Raw genomic sequence first — 16,226 nt, 5'->3', positions numbered from 1 at the left:
TGCTTCCTCTTTCTTGAACAAGTATGATGAAACCATCCGTACTTAAATTCCGAAGGAGGCACGATTCACAGATGAGTGTAACTGAACCGCTGGCCGACAAGCTGAAGTCGTTTCGAAGCTATGTCAGGAAAATGAAAAGTTACGGCGAAGCGCTGGATGTGATGTATTGGGATTTGCGCACCGGCGCGCCCAAAAAAGGTGTCGGAGTCCGTTCCGAGGCGATCGGGGAGCTGTCCGCGGAAATGTTCAAAATGTCCGTATCGGACGAGATGGGGCGTTACATAGAAGAACTGACGGAGCCCGGCGTATTCGGGCAGCTGGATGAGCTGAACCGCAAGCTCGTCGAGGAGTGCAAGAAAGAGTACGACCGCAGCAAGAAAATTCCGGCCGACAAGTACCAGGCTTACGTCGTGCTGACTTCCCAAGCGGAGTCGGTGTGGGAAGAAGCGAAAGAAAAGTCGGATTTCGCCATGTTCCAGCCGTTTCTGGAAAAAATCGTGGCCGCCAATCTGGAGTTTATCGAGATGTGGGGTTATGAGGGACATAAATACAATACGCTTCTCGACATGTACGAGCCGGGCATGACGGTCGAGAAGCTGGACCCGCTGTTTGCGGGGCTCCGGGAGAAGCTCGTGCCGCTTGTGGCAGATATTCAGAAATCCGCGAGCGTTCCTGATACTTCCTTTTTGAAGCAATCGTTCGATGTCGAACAGCAGAAGAAGTTCAGCCGGTACATCCTGGGCGAACTCGGCTATGATTTCGATGCGGGTCGTCTGGACGAGAGCGTACACCCGTTCGCCACCGGGTTGAACCCAGGTGACGTGCGGATTACGACCCGGTACTTGACCGACGATGTCACGAGCGCGCTGTTCGGCACGATCCACGAATGCGGCCATGCTCTATATGAGCAGAACATATCCGAGGAATTGATCGGCACGACGTTATGCACCGGCACCTCGATGGGGATTCACGAATCGCAGTCGCGGTTTTGGGAAAATATGATCGGGCGCAGCCGGTCGTTCTGGAATCGGTATTTGCCGGAGCTGAAGGCGCTGTACCCGGACCGTCTCGGAGAGGTTTCGGCGGAATCGTTTTATCGCGGAATCAATGTCGTGCAGCCTTCGCTGATCCGGATCGAGGCCGACGAGTTGACCTACAACCTGCATATCATGATCCGTTACGAGATCGAGAAGAAGCTGTTCGACGGCTCGCTTGCCGTCGCCGATTTGCCGGCTTACTGGAACGAGAAGTATAAGGAATATCTTGGCGTAACGCCAAGCAACGACGGGGAAGGCGTCCTTCAGGACGTCCACTGGTCCGGCGGCAGCTTCGGTTATTTTCCTTCTTACTCGCTGGGCAACCTGTACTCCGCGCAGATCCGTCATACGATGGAAAAGGCGCTGGGCGATCTGGACGATCTGGTTGCCAAGGGCGAATTCGCGGCGATCAAAAACTGGCTTATCGAAAACATTTATCGTTACGGCAAGCTGCTCACACCGGATGAGGTCATTACCCGGGTTACGGGCGAGCCGCTCAATCCCGACTATCTGGTCGATTATTTGCAGTCCAAATATAAGGAAATCTACAAACTGTAGCGGATTGTTTCCATACTAGGTTCTACGAATCCGATCAAGTGCCGGTATCCATATTGGATAACCGGCTTTTTCGTGTGCGCGTCTCAACTTATTAACCCTCCGCTAGGCGGCTGCATATGATGATGGCATCAAACCGATGTGAAGGAGGATTGTCCCATGGGCAAAACGTTAAGGTGTCTCCTGATCGCGATCGTGGCCGCCGTTCCCGTGCTGCTGGCCGCCTGCTCGGGCTCCGGAGGCGACCAGACGAAGATTCGGATCGGGGAAGTGACCCGTTCGATCTTTTACGCGCCTCAGTACGTGGCGTTGAGTCAAGGTTTTTTCAAGGAGGAGGGGCTGGATGTCGAGCTGACGACGACCGCAGGCGGGGATAAGACGATGACGGCGCTGCTGTCCGGCACGATTGATGTGGCGCTGGTCGGGTCAGAGACGTCGATTTACGTGTATCAGCAAGGAGCCGACGATCCGGTCGTGAATTTCGCGCAAGTGACCCAGACGGACGGGACGTTTCTCGTATCGCGCAAAAAAATCGACAAGTTCGACTGGTCCATGCTGAAGGGGAGTACGTTTCTCGGCCAACGAAAAGGCGGCATGCCGCAGATGGCCGGAGAATTTACGCTGAAGAAAAAAGGAATCGATCCGCAAAAAGATTTGAAGCTGATCCAAAACATCGATTTCGCCAACATCCCGGCGGCTTTCTCGTCCGGCACCGGCGACTACGTGCAAATGTTCGAGCCGCAGGCGGCCGTCATCGAGAAGGAAGGCAAAGGGTTCGTCATTGCTTCGTTCGGGGTGGAGAGCGGACTGCTTCCTTACACGGTCTACATGACGAAGAAAAGCTTCCTGACCAAAAACGCAAAAACGATCCAGAAGTTTACGAACGCCGTCTACCGGGCGCAACAATGGGTTGCCGACAAATCGGTCGATGAAATCGCCCAGGCGGTCATTCCGTATTTTACCGATACCGATAAAGAAATCGTCAAAGCGGTCGTGAAGCGGTACAAGGAGCAGCAATCGTTCGCCACCGATCCGATCGTCGACGAGAAGGAATGGAACAATCTACAGGACGTCATGCAGTCGGCCGGAGAACTGAAGCAGCGTGCCGATTACAAGACGCTGGTGGACAATTCGTTCGCTTCGAAGGCGATCGAGTCCGCCAAAAAGTGACGCCGAAGGAAGGTGACTGCAAGTGACGGATAAGAAACCTGCGGTCGTCCTAAGCGATGTGACTCACGTTTACGTATCCGACAAAGGCGCATCACTGGCGGTCGACCGGGTCTGCCTTACGCTGGCAGAGGGGGAATTCGTCAGTCTGGTAGGCCCGAGCGGCTGCGGCAAGACGACTCTGCTATCTATAATTGCCGGACTGATCGAACCGACGGCGGGTCATGTGCAACTGTTCGGCCAGCCGGTGGATGGTCCTTCTTCGAAGGTCGGTTATATGCTGCAGCACGATTATTTGTTTCCGTGGCGAACGATACTCGATAACGCTTGTATCGGACTGGAGCTGCAAGGGAAAGTGACGGCCGAACACAAAAAAAACGTATCTCGGATGCTCGGCGAGATGGGGCTTGCCGATGTCGTCAGCCGTTATCCCCATCAGCTGTCAGGAGGGATGCGGCAGCGGGCCGCACTGGTAAGAACACTGGCAACCTCGCCCGACATTATGCTGCTTGACGAGCCGTTCTCCGCCCTCGATTACCAGACGAAGCTCCAATTGGAGCAGCTTGTACTGGATACGCTGCGAGCCAGACGCAAGTCGGCCATACTCGTAACGCACGATATCACGGAAGCGATCGCGATGAGCGACCGGGTTATCGTGCTCGATCACAGCCCGGGACAGGTTCGGCGGGAGATGAGCATTTACGGTCCGATTCGCGAAGCGAGTCCGATGAAAGCAAGGGAGCTGCCGGGATTTCATTCGCTGTTTAACGAGATATGGAACGAATTCGAAGAGATGGAAGCAAGGAGGGAGACGTAAATGACCCCTCGACACGGGCAAACGGCGGATGTCGGCGAGACGTCCGGCCTGCCGGAACTCATTTACAAGCAGCACCGCAGCCGGAACCGGCGCAGAAGCGTTGCCGTGATTACGACCCAGATCGCCATTCTGGTCCTATTTATCGGCTTGTGGGAGCTGGCCGGACGGTTCAAATGGATCGATGTGCTGCTGTTCAGCTACCCTAGTAAAATTGCCACCCTGCTTGCGGATAAGATCGCCGACGGCACGCTGCTGCCGCATGTGTGGACGACGGTGCTGGAAACCGGAATCGGCTTTGTGTTAGGCACTCTGATCGGAACGGGGGTGGCCACCTTGATCTGGTGGTCGCCATTTCTGGCGCGAGTGCTCGACCCTTACATCGTCGTAGCGAACAGCATGCCGAAGGTGGCGCTCGGCCCTTTGTTCATCGTCGGACTCGGACCGAATATGATGTCGATCATCGCCATTACGCTGGCGGTTACCGTCATTATTACGACGCTGGTCGTCTATTCCAGCTTCAAGGAAGTGGACGCGAATTATGTAAAGGTGGTGCGGATGTTCGGAGGCTCGAGAGCCGCGTCGTACCGGAAAGTTATTTTGCCGGCATCCTTTCCTACGATTGTATCCACCTTAAAGGTGAATGTTGGTCTGGCCTGGATCGGCGTCATCGTCGGCGAGTTTCTCGTCTCCAAGGAAGGGCTCGGCTACTTGATTATTTACGGCTTCCAGGTGTTCAACTTTACGCTTGTGCTTGGAAGTCTGGTGATCATTGCAATTGTCGCAACCGTCATGTATCAGATCGTCGCGTACTTCGAAGCGAGGATGAACCGGAAGTGAGAGGGAGTGAGGCTGCGCGAAGCCGCTCCCTTTTTTCGTGCGGGAAAAACCGGATTTTCTGCGGAATCCGTTGACAACCTCGGCAGGAATCGATAAATTAGTCATAAGCCTGGATCATATGGTCCAACCAACAGGAGCCGAGTGCTAAGCGAAGGAGAGCGCGTCTTGGAAATACCGGAGAAAGTAAACTTGTCGCAAGTGGTAACGGAGAGAATCAAAACTCACATTTTGGAGGAAGGGCTGAAGGAGGGAGACAAGCTGCCCTCGGAGAAACAGCTGATCGAATCGCTGCGGGTGAGCCGGACTGTCGTACGGGAAGCTCTGAAATCGCTGGAGACCGTCGGATTGATCAAAATCAAGCCCGGTGACGGCATCTATGTGGACGGAGCGTCGCTGAAGCCCGTGCTGGATCAGGTCAGCTTCCGCTGGAAACGGGAAGACCGGATCATCAAGGAGCTGTTGCAAACACGCCGGATTTTGGAGCTGGGCGCAGTAGAGCTGGCCATCGAGCTGTACGATCTGAGACTGATCGGCGAGATGGATATATGGATTCGCGAAATGGAGGCCAGAATTAAAAAAGGCGAGCTTCCGATCGAGGAGGATCTGCAGTTCCACCGGGCTTTGTTCCGCTCGACGGGCAACGAGACGTATTGCGAATTTAGCGAAGTGCTGAATAACTTCTTTATCAAAATCCGCGAAAGCCATTTCGGCAATGTAGAGGATACGAAAAAATCGCTCGAGGAGCACCGCAACATTGTGCGGTATATTCGGGAAAAAAACATAGAGAGTGCCAAGACGGAGATGGAGCGGCATCTGGTGCCGCTTAAGAAGTACGTCGGAGGCTAAGGAGAGGAAAGAATACAGGAAAGGAGCGGGCAGCCGCTCTTTTTTTTGTATAGGAAAGCGAGGGCCTCAAAAACGGAGGATAAGCAAACAAGAACGGAGCGATTCGGACACTACTATTGGTGGCACGCAACATGAATCACCGGCTGTCCAACGTGTAGCGGAAAAGTGTTTTCCTTTATTCCTGCGAGGAACGCCATTTTCACGCGACAGCGGAAGTTTCGTTTCCTTAATTTTGGATTTTTAAGGTGATAGAGACGTTTGAACCGGAAATAACGGAACAAAATGTTCCGCTATACGTCGATTTTCACCTGCGAACAACTCGTAACGGAAGTAAAACTTCCGTAAATAGCTTTACAGGAGACGGGAAGCCGGACGTTGCCGTCCTGTCCCGGATCTGCAACACGATTGTGGGTGAACGGCAGGACATGGGGAATCCGTTCCCTCCCTGCGCACCAACGCAGGGGCTTAACGACAAAGGACCGTCCGGACGTTTTCCGGACGGTTTATTTGCTCTCTGCTCAGGAATGAGAAATAGCCGGGCGGAATTGTGCATAGGACATCCCGGAGGAACAATAGGATTGGAATAAAGGGAAAGAGATATTTTGGAAATACAATTTGTGGGCCGAACCTAAAAAATGTTGTCACCCTAGACGAATGTCCTGCATACACTTTTAATGAATGATTTGTCATGGAGGAGGTTTGCAGGATGTCGATAGCACATAGAGATATGAATTGCAGAGAAATCATTACGAAAGCTGTATGCGGCAAAGGTCGTAAGTTTTCGCAAGTGACGCATACCGTAACTCCGCCACACAATCCGTCGAGTATTCTTGGCGCCTGGGTCATTAACCACGAGTATGAGGCGGTTAGAGGCAACGACGGGATCGAGGTGGTAGGTACTTACGATATCAACATTTGGTATTCTTACGACAAAAACAAGAGCACAGACGTAGCGAAAGAGACAATCTCTTACGTCGAGTTAGTACCGCTGTCGTATCTTGATCCGAAACATAGGGCTTCTACAGTGGAGGTCGCTGCGGTCGCAACGCAAGACCCGAACTGTGTGGAAGCGGGCGTTTCGTCCTCCGGCAACGGTGTCGTCATCCGGGTGGAGCGGGAGTTCCAGGTGGAGATGATCGCTGAGACGAAGGTGTGCGTCTCCGTGTGCCCGGGCGGCTGCGACGATCTCGATAAAGAAGTCGAGTTCGCGAGCCACGATGAGAGCGATTATGAGGATCTCGATCCGGATTTGCTCGACGACGATGTGAATTAATACTTACGTTATACTATGCGGGAGAGGACGTTTCGCCAGGGGGCATCCGCCCTCTTTTTTATCGGGAACGTAAGATTAGGCTTTAGCTCCTGCACCGGGGCTGAAAGAAGCTCCGATCTGCTAAAGATGGGGGAAATGAGGTGGCCGGATGGACGTCTTGTTCACCGAAGCGGAGCGGCTGGGACTGAACGGCAGGGAGGCGGTGGAGGCGGCGCGGAATCCGCTGCTGTTGATCTCTCTGCCGGGTCTGCTCGGCTACTCGGACTTATCGACAACCGGAACGATGCGGGCCGTCACCCGCCGTTACCGGTTTTGTCTGTTTCATCTGGAGATGATAGCGGCCTACCGTTCCGTAACCAGCGATGTGTTCACGGCTGAAGGGCTGCAGCCGGTATCCGGGTCGCGGTTCGCGAGGGGTTTTCTGCCGCCTACATACGAGAGAGAATGGGAACCCGCCGCCGATGAAGACAGACTCGACAAAAGGCTGAAACGGGCCGAGAAAGCAGCGGGCCGGATCTTGTATATGCTGGGGCTGGATTACGGCGTCGTTGACATCGGGATCGGTGCGGACGGCAAGCCGGTTCTGCTCGGAGTCGAGCCGTATCCTGAGCTGGAGCAATCTGCCGCATTGGCGTTCGGTGCGGCGCTGGCGAAATATCGCGAAGGAAGGGTGGAGGAAAGCGGGAGAAGCCTTGACGCCACTTTGGGGGCGGACCCGGAATTTCTGCTTATGAACGCTGAAGGCCAAGTTGTGCCGGCATCCGCGTATCTTCCGAGACGGGGACTTGCCGGATGCGATCATGTGCGGATCGGGGAACGGCTGCTGTATCCGCTCGCCGAACTGAGGCCTGATCCCAGCCCCGACCCGGGAAAGCTGTTCGCTTCGATCCGCAAAGCGCTGTACCGTGCAGCCGAACATATCCCCGATCGGCCGGGGATGCGATGGCTGGCCGGAGGAATGCCTGCCAGAGGCTTTGCTCTGGGCGGTCATATCCATCTGAGCGGCCTGTGGCTGAACAGTTCGCTGCTGCGCGTACTGGATAATTACTTGGCGCTGCCGCTCATGCTGATCGAAGACGGGCGTTCGCAGACAAGGCGTCCCCGGTACGGCGCGCCGGGGGATGTCCGCCGCCAGCCGCACGGAGGATTCGAATACCGGACGCTTCCCAGCTGGCTCGTCACCCCGGGTATCACGAAGGGCGTGCTGGGGCTCGCTGCGCTGCTCTCTTCTTCTTATCGCGAGCTTCATCAGAGGCCGCTGCGGAACTTCGAACTGCTCCGGGCCTATTACGAGGGCGACAAACCAAAGCTGGCGGTCGCGGTGAAGCCGCTCATCGACGAACTGCACGAACTTGCCGGTTACCGGCGGTATGAGCATATGGTGTCCCCGTTCTTACGAATGGTCCATCTGGGAATAAGCTGGGACGAGTCCCGCGATATCCGGATGGGCTGGAAAATAGGCCCGTGGAAGGAGCGCTGACGAGCGGAAGGATCAATTTTTTTGGAAAGAACTATTAAGATGTTCATACGATTCAATTCTTTCTGGGAAAGAACCTTTATAACGGTGCACTCTAAAATTCTTCCTAAGGCTGCAAAACAAGGAGAAAGCCGCGATTTATGATATAATAGTTTGATAGAGAAGAGACGTTAGCGGCATCCGTTGGCGCATCAATCGCGGTTGGGGGATGGACATGACCAAATATACACCGATGATCGAGCAATATTTATCGATCAAGGCGCAGGCGGAGGACGCTTTTTTGTTGTTCCGCCTGGGCGATTTTTACGAGATGTTTTTCGAGGATGCGATCAAAGCTTCGCAAGAGCTGGAGATCACGCTGACCGGCAGGGAAGGCGGCATGGAGGAGCGCATACCGATGTGCGGCGTTCCGTACCATTCGGCGGAATCGTACATAACCCGGCTGATCGAGAAAGGATATAAGGTTGCGATTTGCGAGCAGGTCGAAGATCCTGCGGAAGCGAAAGGCCCCGTCCGCCGGGAGATCGTGCGGATCGTGACACCGGGCACCGTCATGGACGGCAAGACGCTGGGAGAGACGAAAAACAACTTCCTCGTCTGCGTCACCTCCGCGGACGATCAATATGGGCTCGCCGCTTGCGACCTGTCGACCGGCGAGCTGTTCGTGACGAAAACCGAAGATACGCTGGAGCAACTCGTCGACGAGATTAACGTCTACGCTCCGTCCGAGCTGATCGGACAGCCGGAGCTGCTGGACAAGCTGCAAAGCTCGATGTCCGGCTGGCTGACCACCAAGCTGTTCACGGCTAGATCCGGCATGGACGAAGTGCTGTTCGAGAGCCAGTTTCCCGAGGAGGAGCGGCAGGCGATTCCGTCCGTAAGCCGGGATGCGGCTTCGTTGCTGCTCTCCTACCTGAACGAGACGCAGAAGCGCTCCTTATCCCATATAACGCATATCGAGGCATACGACCGCCAGCAGCATATGACGATGGACCCGTTCACCAGACGCAACCTGGAGCTTACCGAGACGGTCCGCGAACGGTCCAAAAAAGGTTCGCTGCTGTGGCTTCTGGACCGAACCGTCACTTCCATGGGCGCGAGGCTGCTTCGCAGATGGATCGACAAACCGCTTACGAGCCGGGATGCGATCGAGCAGCGGCTTGAAGCCGTCGACTGTTTGTACAACGGGCTGATCGTCCGGGAGGAATTGCGGCAGCAGCTCAAGGAAGTGTACGATCTGCAAAGGCTGGTCGGGCGTATCTCATACGGCAGCGCCAACGCGCGCGATCTGCTTGCGCTGAAGCTGTCACTGATGCAGGTACCGTCGGTCAGGCAGCTCTGTATCTCCTCGGGGTCGGCGACGCTCCGGACGCTCGGGGAAACGATGGATGATTGCGGCGATATCCTGCAATGGATCGGAGACGCGATCGCCGAGGAGCCGCCGGTATCGGTCCGCGAAGGCGGATTGATCAAGGCCGGCTTCCATGGACGGCTCGATCAGCTCCGGGAAGCGAGCACGAACGGCAAGAAGTGGATCGCCGAGCTGGAGCGCCAGGAGCGCGAAGCGACCGGCATCCGTTCGCTGAAGATCGGCTACAACAAAATATTCGGTTATTATATCGAAGTGACGCGCAGCAACCTCGGGTCGCTGCCGGAGAACCGCTACGAGCGCAAGCAGACGCTGGCCAATGCGGAGCGGTTCGTGACTCCGGAGCTGAAGGAGAAAGAAGCGCTTATTCTCGAAGCCGAGGAGAAGATGGTCGATCTCGAGTACAACCTGTTCATCGAGCTGCGGAACAAGCTGGCCGGCGAGGTCAAACGTCTGCAACTGCTGGCCGAGACGATCGCCACCGCGGACGTGCTCCAGTCGTTTGCGGCGGTAAGCGCCGCTTACCGGTACCGCAAGCCGGAATTGTCCGGCCAATATGAGCTGAACGTCGAAGACGGACGTCATCCTGTCGTGGAAGCGATATTGAAGGACGGCTCGTTTATTGCCAACGATACCCAGATGGCGGCGGACGACGGCCGCGTGCTGCTGATCACCGGACCGAATATGGCGGGGAAGAGCACGTACATGCGCCAAGTGGCGATGATCTGCATCATGGCGCAGATCGGCTGCTTCGTCCCGGCGGAACGGGCCGTCGTGCCGATCGTCGACCGCATCTTCACCCGAATCGGCGCTGCGGACGACCTCGTCGGCGGACAGAGCACGTTCATGGTCGAGATGATGGATATCCGGACGATGACCGCCAAGGCAACCTCGCACAGTCTCGTCATTATCGACGAACTGGGCAGAGGCACGTCAACCGCCGAAGGGATGGCGATCGCCCAGGCGGTCATCGAATATTTGCACGACCGCATCGGCTGCAAGACGCTCGTATCGACTCATTTTCACGAGCTGGCTCACCTGGAGGAGACGATGCCTGCGCTCCGCAACCATTGCATGGCCGTGAAGGAAAGCGGGCAGGACGTTACGTTTTTGCGCAAAATGATTCGCGGCGCGGCAAGCACGAGCTACGGGATTTACTGCGCGCGGGTCGCCGGGCTTCCGGACTCGATTATCGACCGGGCTTACGACTTGCTGAACCGGTTCGAGGCGATCTCCTCGGTCCTGCAAAGTCCCGGCGAAGCGGCAGCCTCCGTCGAGGAGGCGCTGAGGCAAAACGAGACGAAGCCGTCCTCACCGCTGTCCGCCGCTGTGCAAGCGGAATTTCCGCAACCGGACAGGGTGATGGAAGTTTCGCCTATCGTGCAGCTCAGCCTGTTCGGCGAAGGCGAGAAGTCGGACAAGCCCGGGGGCAAGACGAAGACCAAGTCGGAGCTTGCCGCCGAGAAGCTGGTCGAGCAGTTGAAGTCAGCCGATCTGATCAATATGACGCCTCTTCAGGCGATGAATTTCCTGTACGAACTAAAGCAGAAAGCATCTGCAGACCTAAAATAACGAGGAGGGCTCCACATGAAAAAAGCTCCGGTATCCGGCTTCTTGAAACGACTGCCCGCATGGAGCGCTTCCCTCGCTCTGTTCGGCGCCCTGATGTTCCCTGCCGCCGTTTCGGCGGAACAGGCGACGAAGGAGCAGCAATACAAAGAAGTGTATCAGTTGATCCATCAGATGCATATTAACGGTTCGTCTGTCAAAGCGTCGGAGAACAGTTCGATCGAAGAACTGATCGGTTCGCTGAATGATCCTTACACCGATTATTTCGACGAGAAGGAATGGAACTCGTTCAACAGTTCCATCCAGTTGAACTACCCCGGCATCGGCATGCGGCTCGGCCACGATGAAGGCGGCTATATCGCCGTTCAAATTTTCGAAGGATCGCCGGCCGAGAAAGCCGGGATGAAGCGCGGCGACTATATCGTAGCCGTAGCGGACAAGCCGACGGCGGACATGACGCTTAATGACGTTACGGAACTCGTCCGCGGGCCGAAAGGAACGGAAGTGTCGATTACGGTCCGACGCGGCGGCGAGGAGCTGAACCTGAAGCCGAAGCGGGGGCAGATCCACCTTCCGGTCGTTGACGGCGGCATGATGGAAGGCCAGATCGGTTATTTGAACATTGACAGCTTCTCGGAAGATGCCGACGAATTGTTCGCTCTGATGCTCTCCGACCTGAAATACCGGAAAATCAAAGGACTTGTCGTCGATTTGCGCGACAACCCGGGCGGATATTTGGAAACGGCGAAGCATATCGCCGAGCAGTTTATCCCGGAAGGGGTCCTGATCCATACCCGCGATCGTGACGATATCGATGAGCCTCTGGAGATTCTGAACGGCAAAACGGTAGAATTCCCGGTCGTAATTCTCGTCAATGAAAACAGCGCCAGCGCATCCGAAGTGTTAACGGCCGCTATGCAGGATTATCACAAAGCAACGGCAGTAGGCACCAAAACATACGGGAAAGGCAGCGTACAGGGGTTGTACCCGCTCGAATCCGGCGGTGTGCTCAAGCTGACGATCCAGGAATATTTGTCGCCGAAAAAACGGCCGGTCAACCATGTCGGATTGACGCCGGATGTGAACACGGAAGGTTACGTCCCGCAGCTGCTGATCGGTCTTCATACAGCCGGACTTAAGGAGCTTCGCCTGGAAGTGTTCCGGCACACCTACAAGGTGAATGGTTTGGAATTTTTCGATGTCGGTCTGCCCCGCCTGAAGCTGGACGACAAAGATTATTTGCCGGCCCGGGTATTGGCGGCCTTCGCAGGCAAACCGCTGGAGTGGAACGATACCGCAGCGGGAGTCGATATCGGCGCCGGAGCGGAACGTATCCTGTTCGACGCGAATTCGGGCTTCCGCATTGTAGAAGGTACCGGTTTTATCGAGCTGGCCAAGTTTAAGGAGAAGTTCCCCGGAATCGAATGGATGAGCGATGCGGAGAAAACGGTGCTGACCACGAAAGGAAACGGGGTTTAATGGGAAAAATTAAAGTGCTGGACGAGCATGTGGCAAACCAGATCGCGGCGGGCGAAGTAATCGAACGTCCGTCGTCGATCGTGAAGGAGCTCGTCGAAAACTCGCTTGATGCGGGGAGCACCCGAATAGATGTGACGGTGGAAGAGGGCGGCCTGCAGCTGATTCGCGTAACCGACAACGGGTCGGGCATCGCTACGGAAGATTGCGAGGCCGCTTTCTTCCGTCATGCGACGAGCAAAATCGAGAGCGGCAAAGATTTGTTCCATATCCGCACGTTAGGGTTCCGCGGAGAGGCGCTGCCGAGTATCGCTGCTGTCTCCAAGGTGGAGTGCGTCAGCGCTGCGGAGACGGGCGGACTCGGACGCAAGCTGATTATCGAGGGCGGTTCCATCAAGGCGTTTCAGGAGACGGCCGCTTCCCGCGGCACCGATATGACCGTCAGGGAGCTGTTCTACAACACACCGGCGCGGCTGAAATATATGAAGACGATCCAGACGGAGCTCGGGCATATATCCGATTATATGTACCGCCTGGCGATGGCGCATCCCCATGTCGCGTTCAGCGTGAAGCATAACGGCAATCTGCTGCTGCAGACGCTGGGCAACGGTGATCTGCTGCAGGTAATGGCCGCCGTATACGGAACGTCGACGGCCAAGGCGCTGCTTCCCGTCCAGGGGGAGAACGCCGACTATACGCTGAAGGGATACGTCAGCCGTCCCGATGTCACCCGTTCGAACAGACAAGGGATGACGATCGTCATGAACGGCCGCACGATCCGTAATTACGCGGTGTCGGGCGCCGTGATGAGCGCCTATCACACGCTGCTGCCGATCAACCGGTATCCGATCGCGGCGCTGCATATCGGCATGGACCCGTCGCTGGTCGACGTGAACGTCCATCCGGCCAAGCTGGAAGTCCGGTTCAGCAAGGAGCAGGAGCTCGTCCGGTTTATCGAAGATCAGATTCGGAGTATACTAAGAGGTCAGGTTCTTATCCCCCAAGCCTCCAGACCGACGCCGAAGGCGGCCGTTGTCCAAGAGCGGATGGAACTGTATCGGAGCACCCCGGCCCCGGACACTCTGCCGGATCATCCGCTTCCTGAGCCTCCTCCTCTTCCTCGCATTCCGGAAGAAGGAGACGCTTCGTCGGAAACGGTCCAAGCACCGGAGCAATTGCCGGTGAGCGCGGCACGGCCCGATTCGGAGCCGAGGGAGGCGGCGATGCCGGCGCCTCCTGTCGAGAAGGAGCCGTATCCGGGTGCTGCGAAGGAGTTTCGCGAGCCGGTACGCCAGCCGGTTAACCCGTATTCGCAGAAACAAGCCGTTTCCCGCGAGCCGGCCTATCCGGTGCAGCCGAAAAGCGGGCTCTCTTACGACAAGCTGGTTGATATGCTCCCGGCGAAGGAGGCTGCTGCGGAAACGAAACCCGCCGCTCCGCAATTTCCGAGACTGGACCCGATCGGCCAGATGCACGGCACCTACATAGTGGCGCAGCATGAGAACGGCTTGTATCTGATCGACCAGCATGCGGCCCATGAGCGAATCAATTACGAGTTTTATTACGAGAAATTCGGCAAACCGGCCGAAGCGAGCCAGCAGTTGCTCGTGCCGATTACGCTGGAGTTTACGTCCGCCGAAGCGGACGTCATCCGGGATAAGCTGCCGGTGCTCGAACAGGTGGGCGTCTATCTCGAATCGTTCGGAGGCGGCACGTTTCTGGTCAGGGCGCTTCCCTACTGGTTTCCTGACGGAGAAGAAAAGGCGCTGGTGGAGGAGATGACCGAATGGCTGCTGGCCGAGAAAAAATCGGTCGAGCTGACCAAGCTGCGCGAGAAGGCGGCGATTATGTGTTCCTGCAAAGCCTCGATCAAGGCGAACCAATCGCTCAGCACGACCGAGATCGAAGCGCTGCTCGACAGGCTGGCTGCTTGCCGCAACCCGTATACGTGCCCGCACGGCCGTCCGATCGTGGTCAGCTTCTCCACTTATGAGCTGGAAAAAATGTTTAAGCGGGTGATGTGATGCTGGTTACGACTTCCTACTCCCCTTCGCCCGATGCGGAAGCGCGCGCGAAGCGGCTGGCTGCGGAACTCGGCGTCCGTTATGTTCCGCGAGGCACTTCATCGGTGCGCAGATTGGGCGAACGCTACCGCGATTCCCGTTTTATGCTGGTGTCCGAACGGGAGCTGCATTATTACGGAGACGGGGACGCTCCGCTTTTCTTCCATCCGTCCCTTTCGTTTGTCCGTGTGAAAAGGCTGATGAACGGGGAGAACGACGGACTGGTCGAGATAACGGGAGCGAAGCCCGGAGACCGGATTCTCGATTGTACGGCGGGACTCGGTGCGGACTCGATCGTGTTCTCGTATGTGGCCGGCCCCGATGGAAGCGTGACGGCGGTCGAGAGCGAGCCCGCCTTGTTTACGATCGTCAGGGAAGGGCTCGCTTCCTACGAGACGCATCTGGAGCCTTTTAACGAGGCGATGCGAAGGGTGCGGATGAAGCTGGGACATCATCTGGACGTGCTCCGGATGATGCCTGACGACAGCTGCGACATCGTCTACTTCGATCCGATGTTCCGGCAGCCGGTCGAGGAGTCGAGCGGCATCGGCCCGCTTCGCCAGGCCGCCAATCACGAGCCGTTGACGGAGGAAGCGATCCGCGAAGCCGTCCGCGTCGCCCGCCGAAGCGTCGTGCTGAAGGAGCACCGCGACAGCGGGGAATTCGAGCGGCTTGGCTTCCAGCAGCCTTTGCGCACCCGAACGAAAATAGCATATGGAGTGATTCACCCTTGACGGAAACGGAAAAGAAACCGGCGCTGCTCGTTCTCGTCGGACCGACGGCAGTCGGCAAAACGAAGCTGAGTCTGGAGCTGGCCGGCCGGTTCGGCTGCGAGATTATATCCGGAGACTCGATGCAGGTATACCGGGGGATGGATATCGGAACGGCCAAAGCGACGGAGGAGGAGCGCTCGCTCGTTCCCCATCATATGATCGATATTCATAATCCGGATTATCCGTTTTCGGTCGCGGAGTTTCAGGAGCGGAGCCGGGCTTTGATCGAAGAGATAAGCAGCCGGGGCAAGCTTCCCTTTATCGTCGGAGGAACGGGGCTTTACGTCGAATCGGTCTGTTACGATTATCAGTTCAGCGAGGGCGGCTCGGACGAGGACTACCGCCTCGAGCTGAACGAATACGCGGACAGCCATGGGGAAGAGGCGCTGCACGACAAGCTGAAAGCGATCGATCCTCCGTCCGCGATGCGTATTCATACCAACGATCGCAGGCGCACGATCCGGGCGCTTGAAGTGTACCGATTGACCGGAATCCCGCAATCCGAACATTTGGCCCGACAAAAAAAGCAATCTCCTTACGAACTATGTATCGTCGGGCTGACGATGGAGCGCGATCTGCTGTACGAGAGAATCGAGCAGCGGATCGATCTGATGATGGAGCAAGGGCTGATCCGGGAAGTAGCGTCGCTTCTGGACAAAGGGTATTCGACCGATCTCGTATCGATGCAGGGTCTCGGTTATAAGGAAATTGCCGGATACGTGACCGGGCAGTACGAGCTGCCGCTGGCCGTAGATCTGCTCAAGCGGAATACGCGGCGGTTTGCAAAGCGCCAGCTATCCTGGTTCCGGCATATGAAAGACATACGCTGGGTCGACGTGACGGAGCCAAATATTTCTGCGCATTTGCAAATAATTAGTGATATAATAGCAGGAAAGTTTCCACCCGATCCAGAATAAGTAGGGAGCAATCCGAATAATTCCGGCATACGTCCGTGGAATTTTATGAT

12 protein-coding genes are annotated in these 16,226 nt (G+C 56.3%); all 12 read left to right on the top strand.

What is annotated here, in order from left to right; translation table 11 throughout:
• The first annotated feature begins 71 nt into the window (after positions 1 to 71).
• The 12 genes from IDH45_RS03900 (at position 72) to miaA (ending at position 16,176) form a co-directional block, all read left to right on the top strand.
• Complete coding sequence (locus IDH45_RS03900) at positions 72 to 1,595, top strand: carboxypeptidase M32 (protein WP_190924897.1); 1,524 nt, start codon at positions 72 to 74, stop codon at positions 1,593 to 1,595.
• A 156-nt stretch (positions 1,596 to 1,751) separates the two neighbouring features.
• Positions 1,752 to 2,762 carry an ABC transporter substrate-binding protein gene (locus IDH45_RS03895; RefSeq protein WP_190924895.1) on the top strand — a complete coding sequence of 337 codons (1,011 nt, stop codon included), beginning with the start codon at positions 1,752 to 1,754 and terminating at the stop codon, positions 2,760 to 2,762.
• Positions 2,763 to 2,784: 22 nt separating this feature from the next.
• Positions 2,785 to 3,576, top strand: a complete 792-nt coding sequence (locus IDH45_RS03890; protein WP_190924893.1) for an ABC transporter ATP-binding protein — start codon at positions 2,785 to 2,787, stop codon at positions 3,574 to 3,576.
• Positions 3,577 to 4,413: an ABC transporter permease gene (locus tag IDH45_RS03885; RefSeq protein WP_190924891.1), complete on the top strand. Its 837-nt coding sequence runs from the start codon at positions 3,577 to 3,579 to the stop codon at positions 4,411 to 4,413.
• 165 nt (positions 4,414 to 4,578) lie between these two features.
• Positions 4,579 to 5,259 (top strand): FadR/GntR family transcriptional regulator, encoded by a 681-nt coding sequence (locus IDH45_RS03880; protein ID WP_190924889.1) that lies wholly within the window; start codon positions 4,579 to 4,581, stop codon positions 5,257 to 5,259.
• 706 nt (positions 5,260 to 5,965) lie between these two features.
• Positions 5,966 to 6,532 (top strand): outer spore coat protein CotE, encoded by a 567-nt coding sequence (locus IDH45_RS03875; RefSeq protein ID WP_190924887.1) that lies wholly within the window; start codon positions 5,966 to 5,968, stop codon positions 6,530 to 6,532.
• Positions 6,533 to 6,680: 148 nt separating this feature from the next.
• A complete protein-coding gene (locus IDH45_RS03870; protein WP_190924885.1) occupies positions 6,681 to 8,012 on the top strand; it encodes a putative amidoligase domain-containing protein in 1,332 nt (443 codons plus the stop codon).
• Between the two features lie 211 nt (positions 8,013 to 8,223).
• On the top strand, positions 8,224 to 10,950 hold the full coding sequence (gene mutS, locus IDH45_RS03865) for a DNA mismatch repair protein MutS (RefSeq protein ID WP_190924883.1): 2,727 nt from the start codon (positions 8,224 to 8,226) through the stop codon (positions 10,948 to 10,950).
• A gap of 15 nt (positions 10,951 to 10,965) precedes the next feature.
• The gene (locus tag IDH45_RS03860; protein ID WP_190924881.1) at positions 10,966 to 12,426 is read left to right on the top strand and encodes a S41 family peptidase; all 1,461 of its coding nucleotides are present in this window, start codon (positions 10,966 to 10,968) and stop codon (positions 12,424 to 12,426) included.
• Positions 12,426 to 14,447, top strand: a complete 2,022-nt coding sequence (gene mutL, locus IDH45_RS03855; protein ID WP_190924879.1) for a DNA mismatch repair endonuclease MutL — start codon at positions 12,426 to 12,428, stop codon at positions 14,445 to 14,447. The genes IDH45_RS03860 and mutL overlap by 1 nt, the downstream gene beginning before the upstream one ends.
• A complete protein-coding gene (locus IDH45_RS03850) occupies positions 14,447 to 15,220 on the top strand; it encodes a class I SAM-dependent methyltransferase (RefSeq protein WP_190924877.1) in 774 nt (257 codons plus the stop codon). The genes mutL and IDH45_RS03850 overlap by 1 nt, the downstream gene beginning before the upstream one ends.
• Positions 15,217 to 16,176, top strand: coding sequence for a tRNA (adenosine(37)-N6)-dimethylallyltransferase MiaA (miaA, locus tag IDH45_RS03845; protein ID WP_190924875.1), 960 nt, complete (start codon positions 15,217 to 15,219; stop codon positions 16,174 to 16,176). The genes IDH45_RS03850 and miaA overlap by 4 nt, the downstream gene beginning before the upstream one ends.
• Positions 16,177 to 16,226 lie beyond the last annotated feature (50 nt).

Origin of the sequence: Paenibacillus oceani (assembly GCF_014705615.1) — a bacterium.
GTDB classification, from domain to species: domain Bacteria; phylum Bacillota; class Bacilli; order Paenibacillales; family NBRC-103111; genus Paenibacillus_AB; species Paenibacillus_AB oceani.
Note: the sequence above shows the minus strand (reverse complement) of the source record. Positions and strands in the feature narration are given on the sequence as shown.

Excerpts from the sequence above, each read along its gene's own strand:
- IDH45_RS03900 (WP_190924897.1), top strand. The coding sequence starts at position 72 with ATGAGTGTAACTGAACCGCTGGCCGACAAGCTGAAGTCGTTTCGAAGC.
- IDH45_RS03895 (WP_190924895.1), top strand. The coding sequence starts at position 1,752 with ATGGGCAAAACGTTAAGGTGTCTCCTGATCGCGATCGTGGCCGCCGTT.
- IDH45_RS03885 (WP_190924891.1), top strand. The coding sequence starts at position 3,577 with ATGACCCCTCGACACGGGCAAACGGCGGATGTCGGCGAGACGTCCGGC.
- IDH45_RS03875 (WP_190924887.1), top strand. The coding sequence starts at position 5,966 with ATGTCGATAGCACATAGAGATATGAATTGCAGAGAAATCATTACGAAA.
- IDH45_RS03870 (WP_190924885.1), top strand. The coding sequence starts at position 6,681 with ATGGACGTCTTGTTCACCGAAGCGGAGCGGCTGGGACTGAACGGCAGG.
- mutS (WP_190924883.1), top strand. The coding sequence starts at position 8,224 with ATGACCAAATATACACCGATGATCGAGCAATATTTATCGATCAAGGCG.
- IDH45_RS03860 (WP_190924881.1), top strand. The coding sequence starts at position 10,966 with ATGAAAAAAGCTCCGGTATCCGGCTTCTTGAAACGACTGCCCGCATGG.
- mutL (WP_190924879.1), top strand. The coding sequence starts at position 12,426 with ATGGGAAAAATTAAAGTGCTGGACGAGCATGTGGCAAACCAGATCGCG.
- IDH45_RS03850 (WP_190924877.1), top strand. The coding sequence starts at position 14,447 with ATGCTGGTTACGACTTCCTACTCCCCTTCGCCCGATGCGGAAGCGCGC.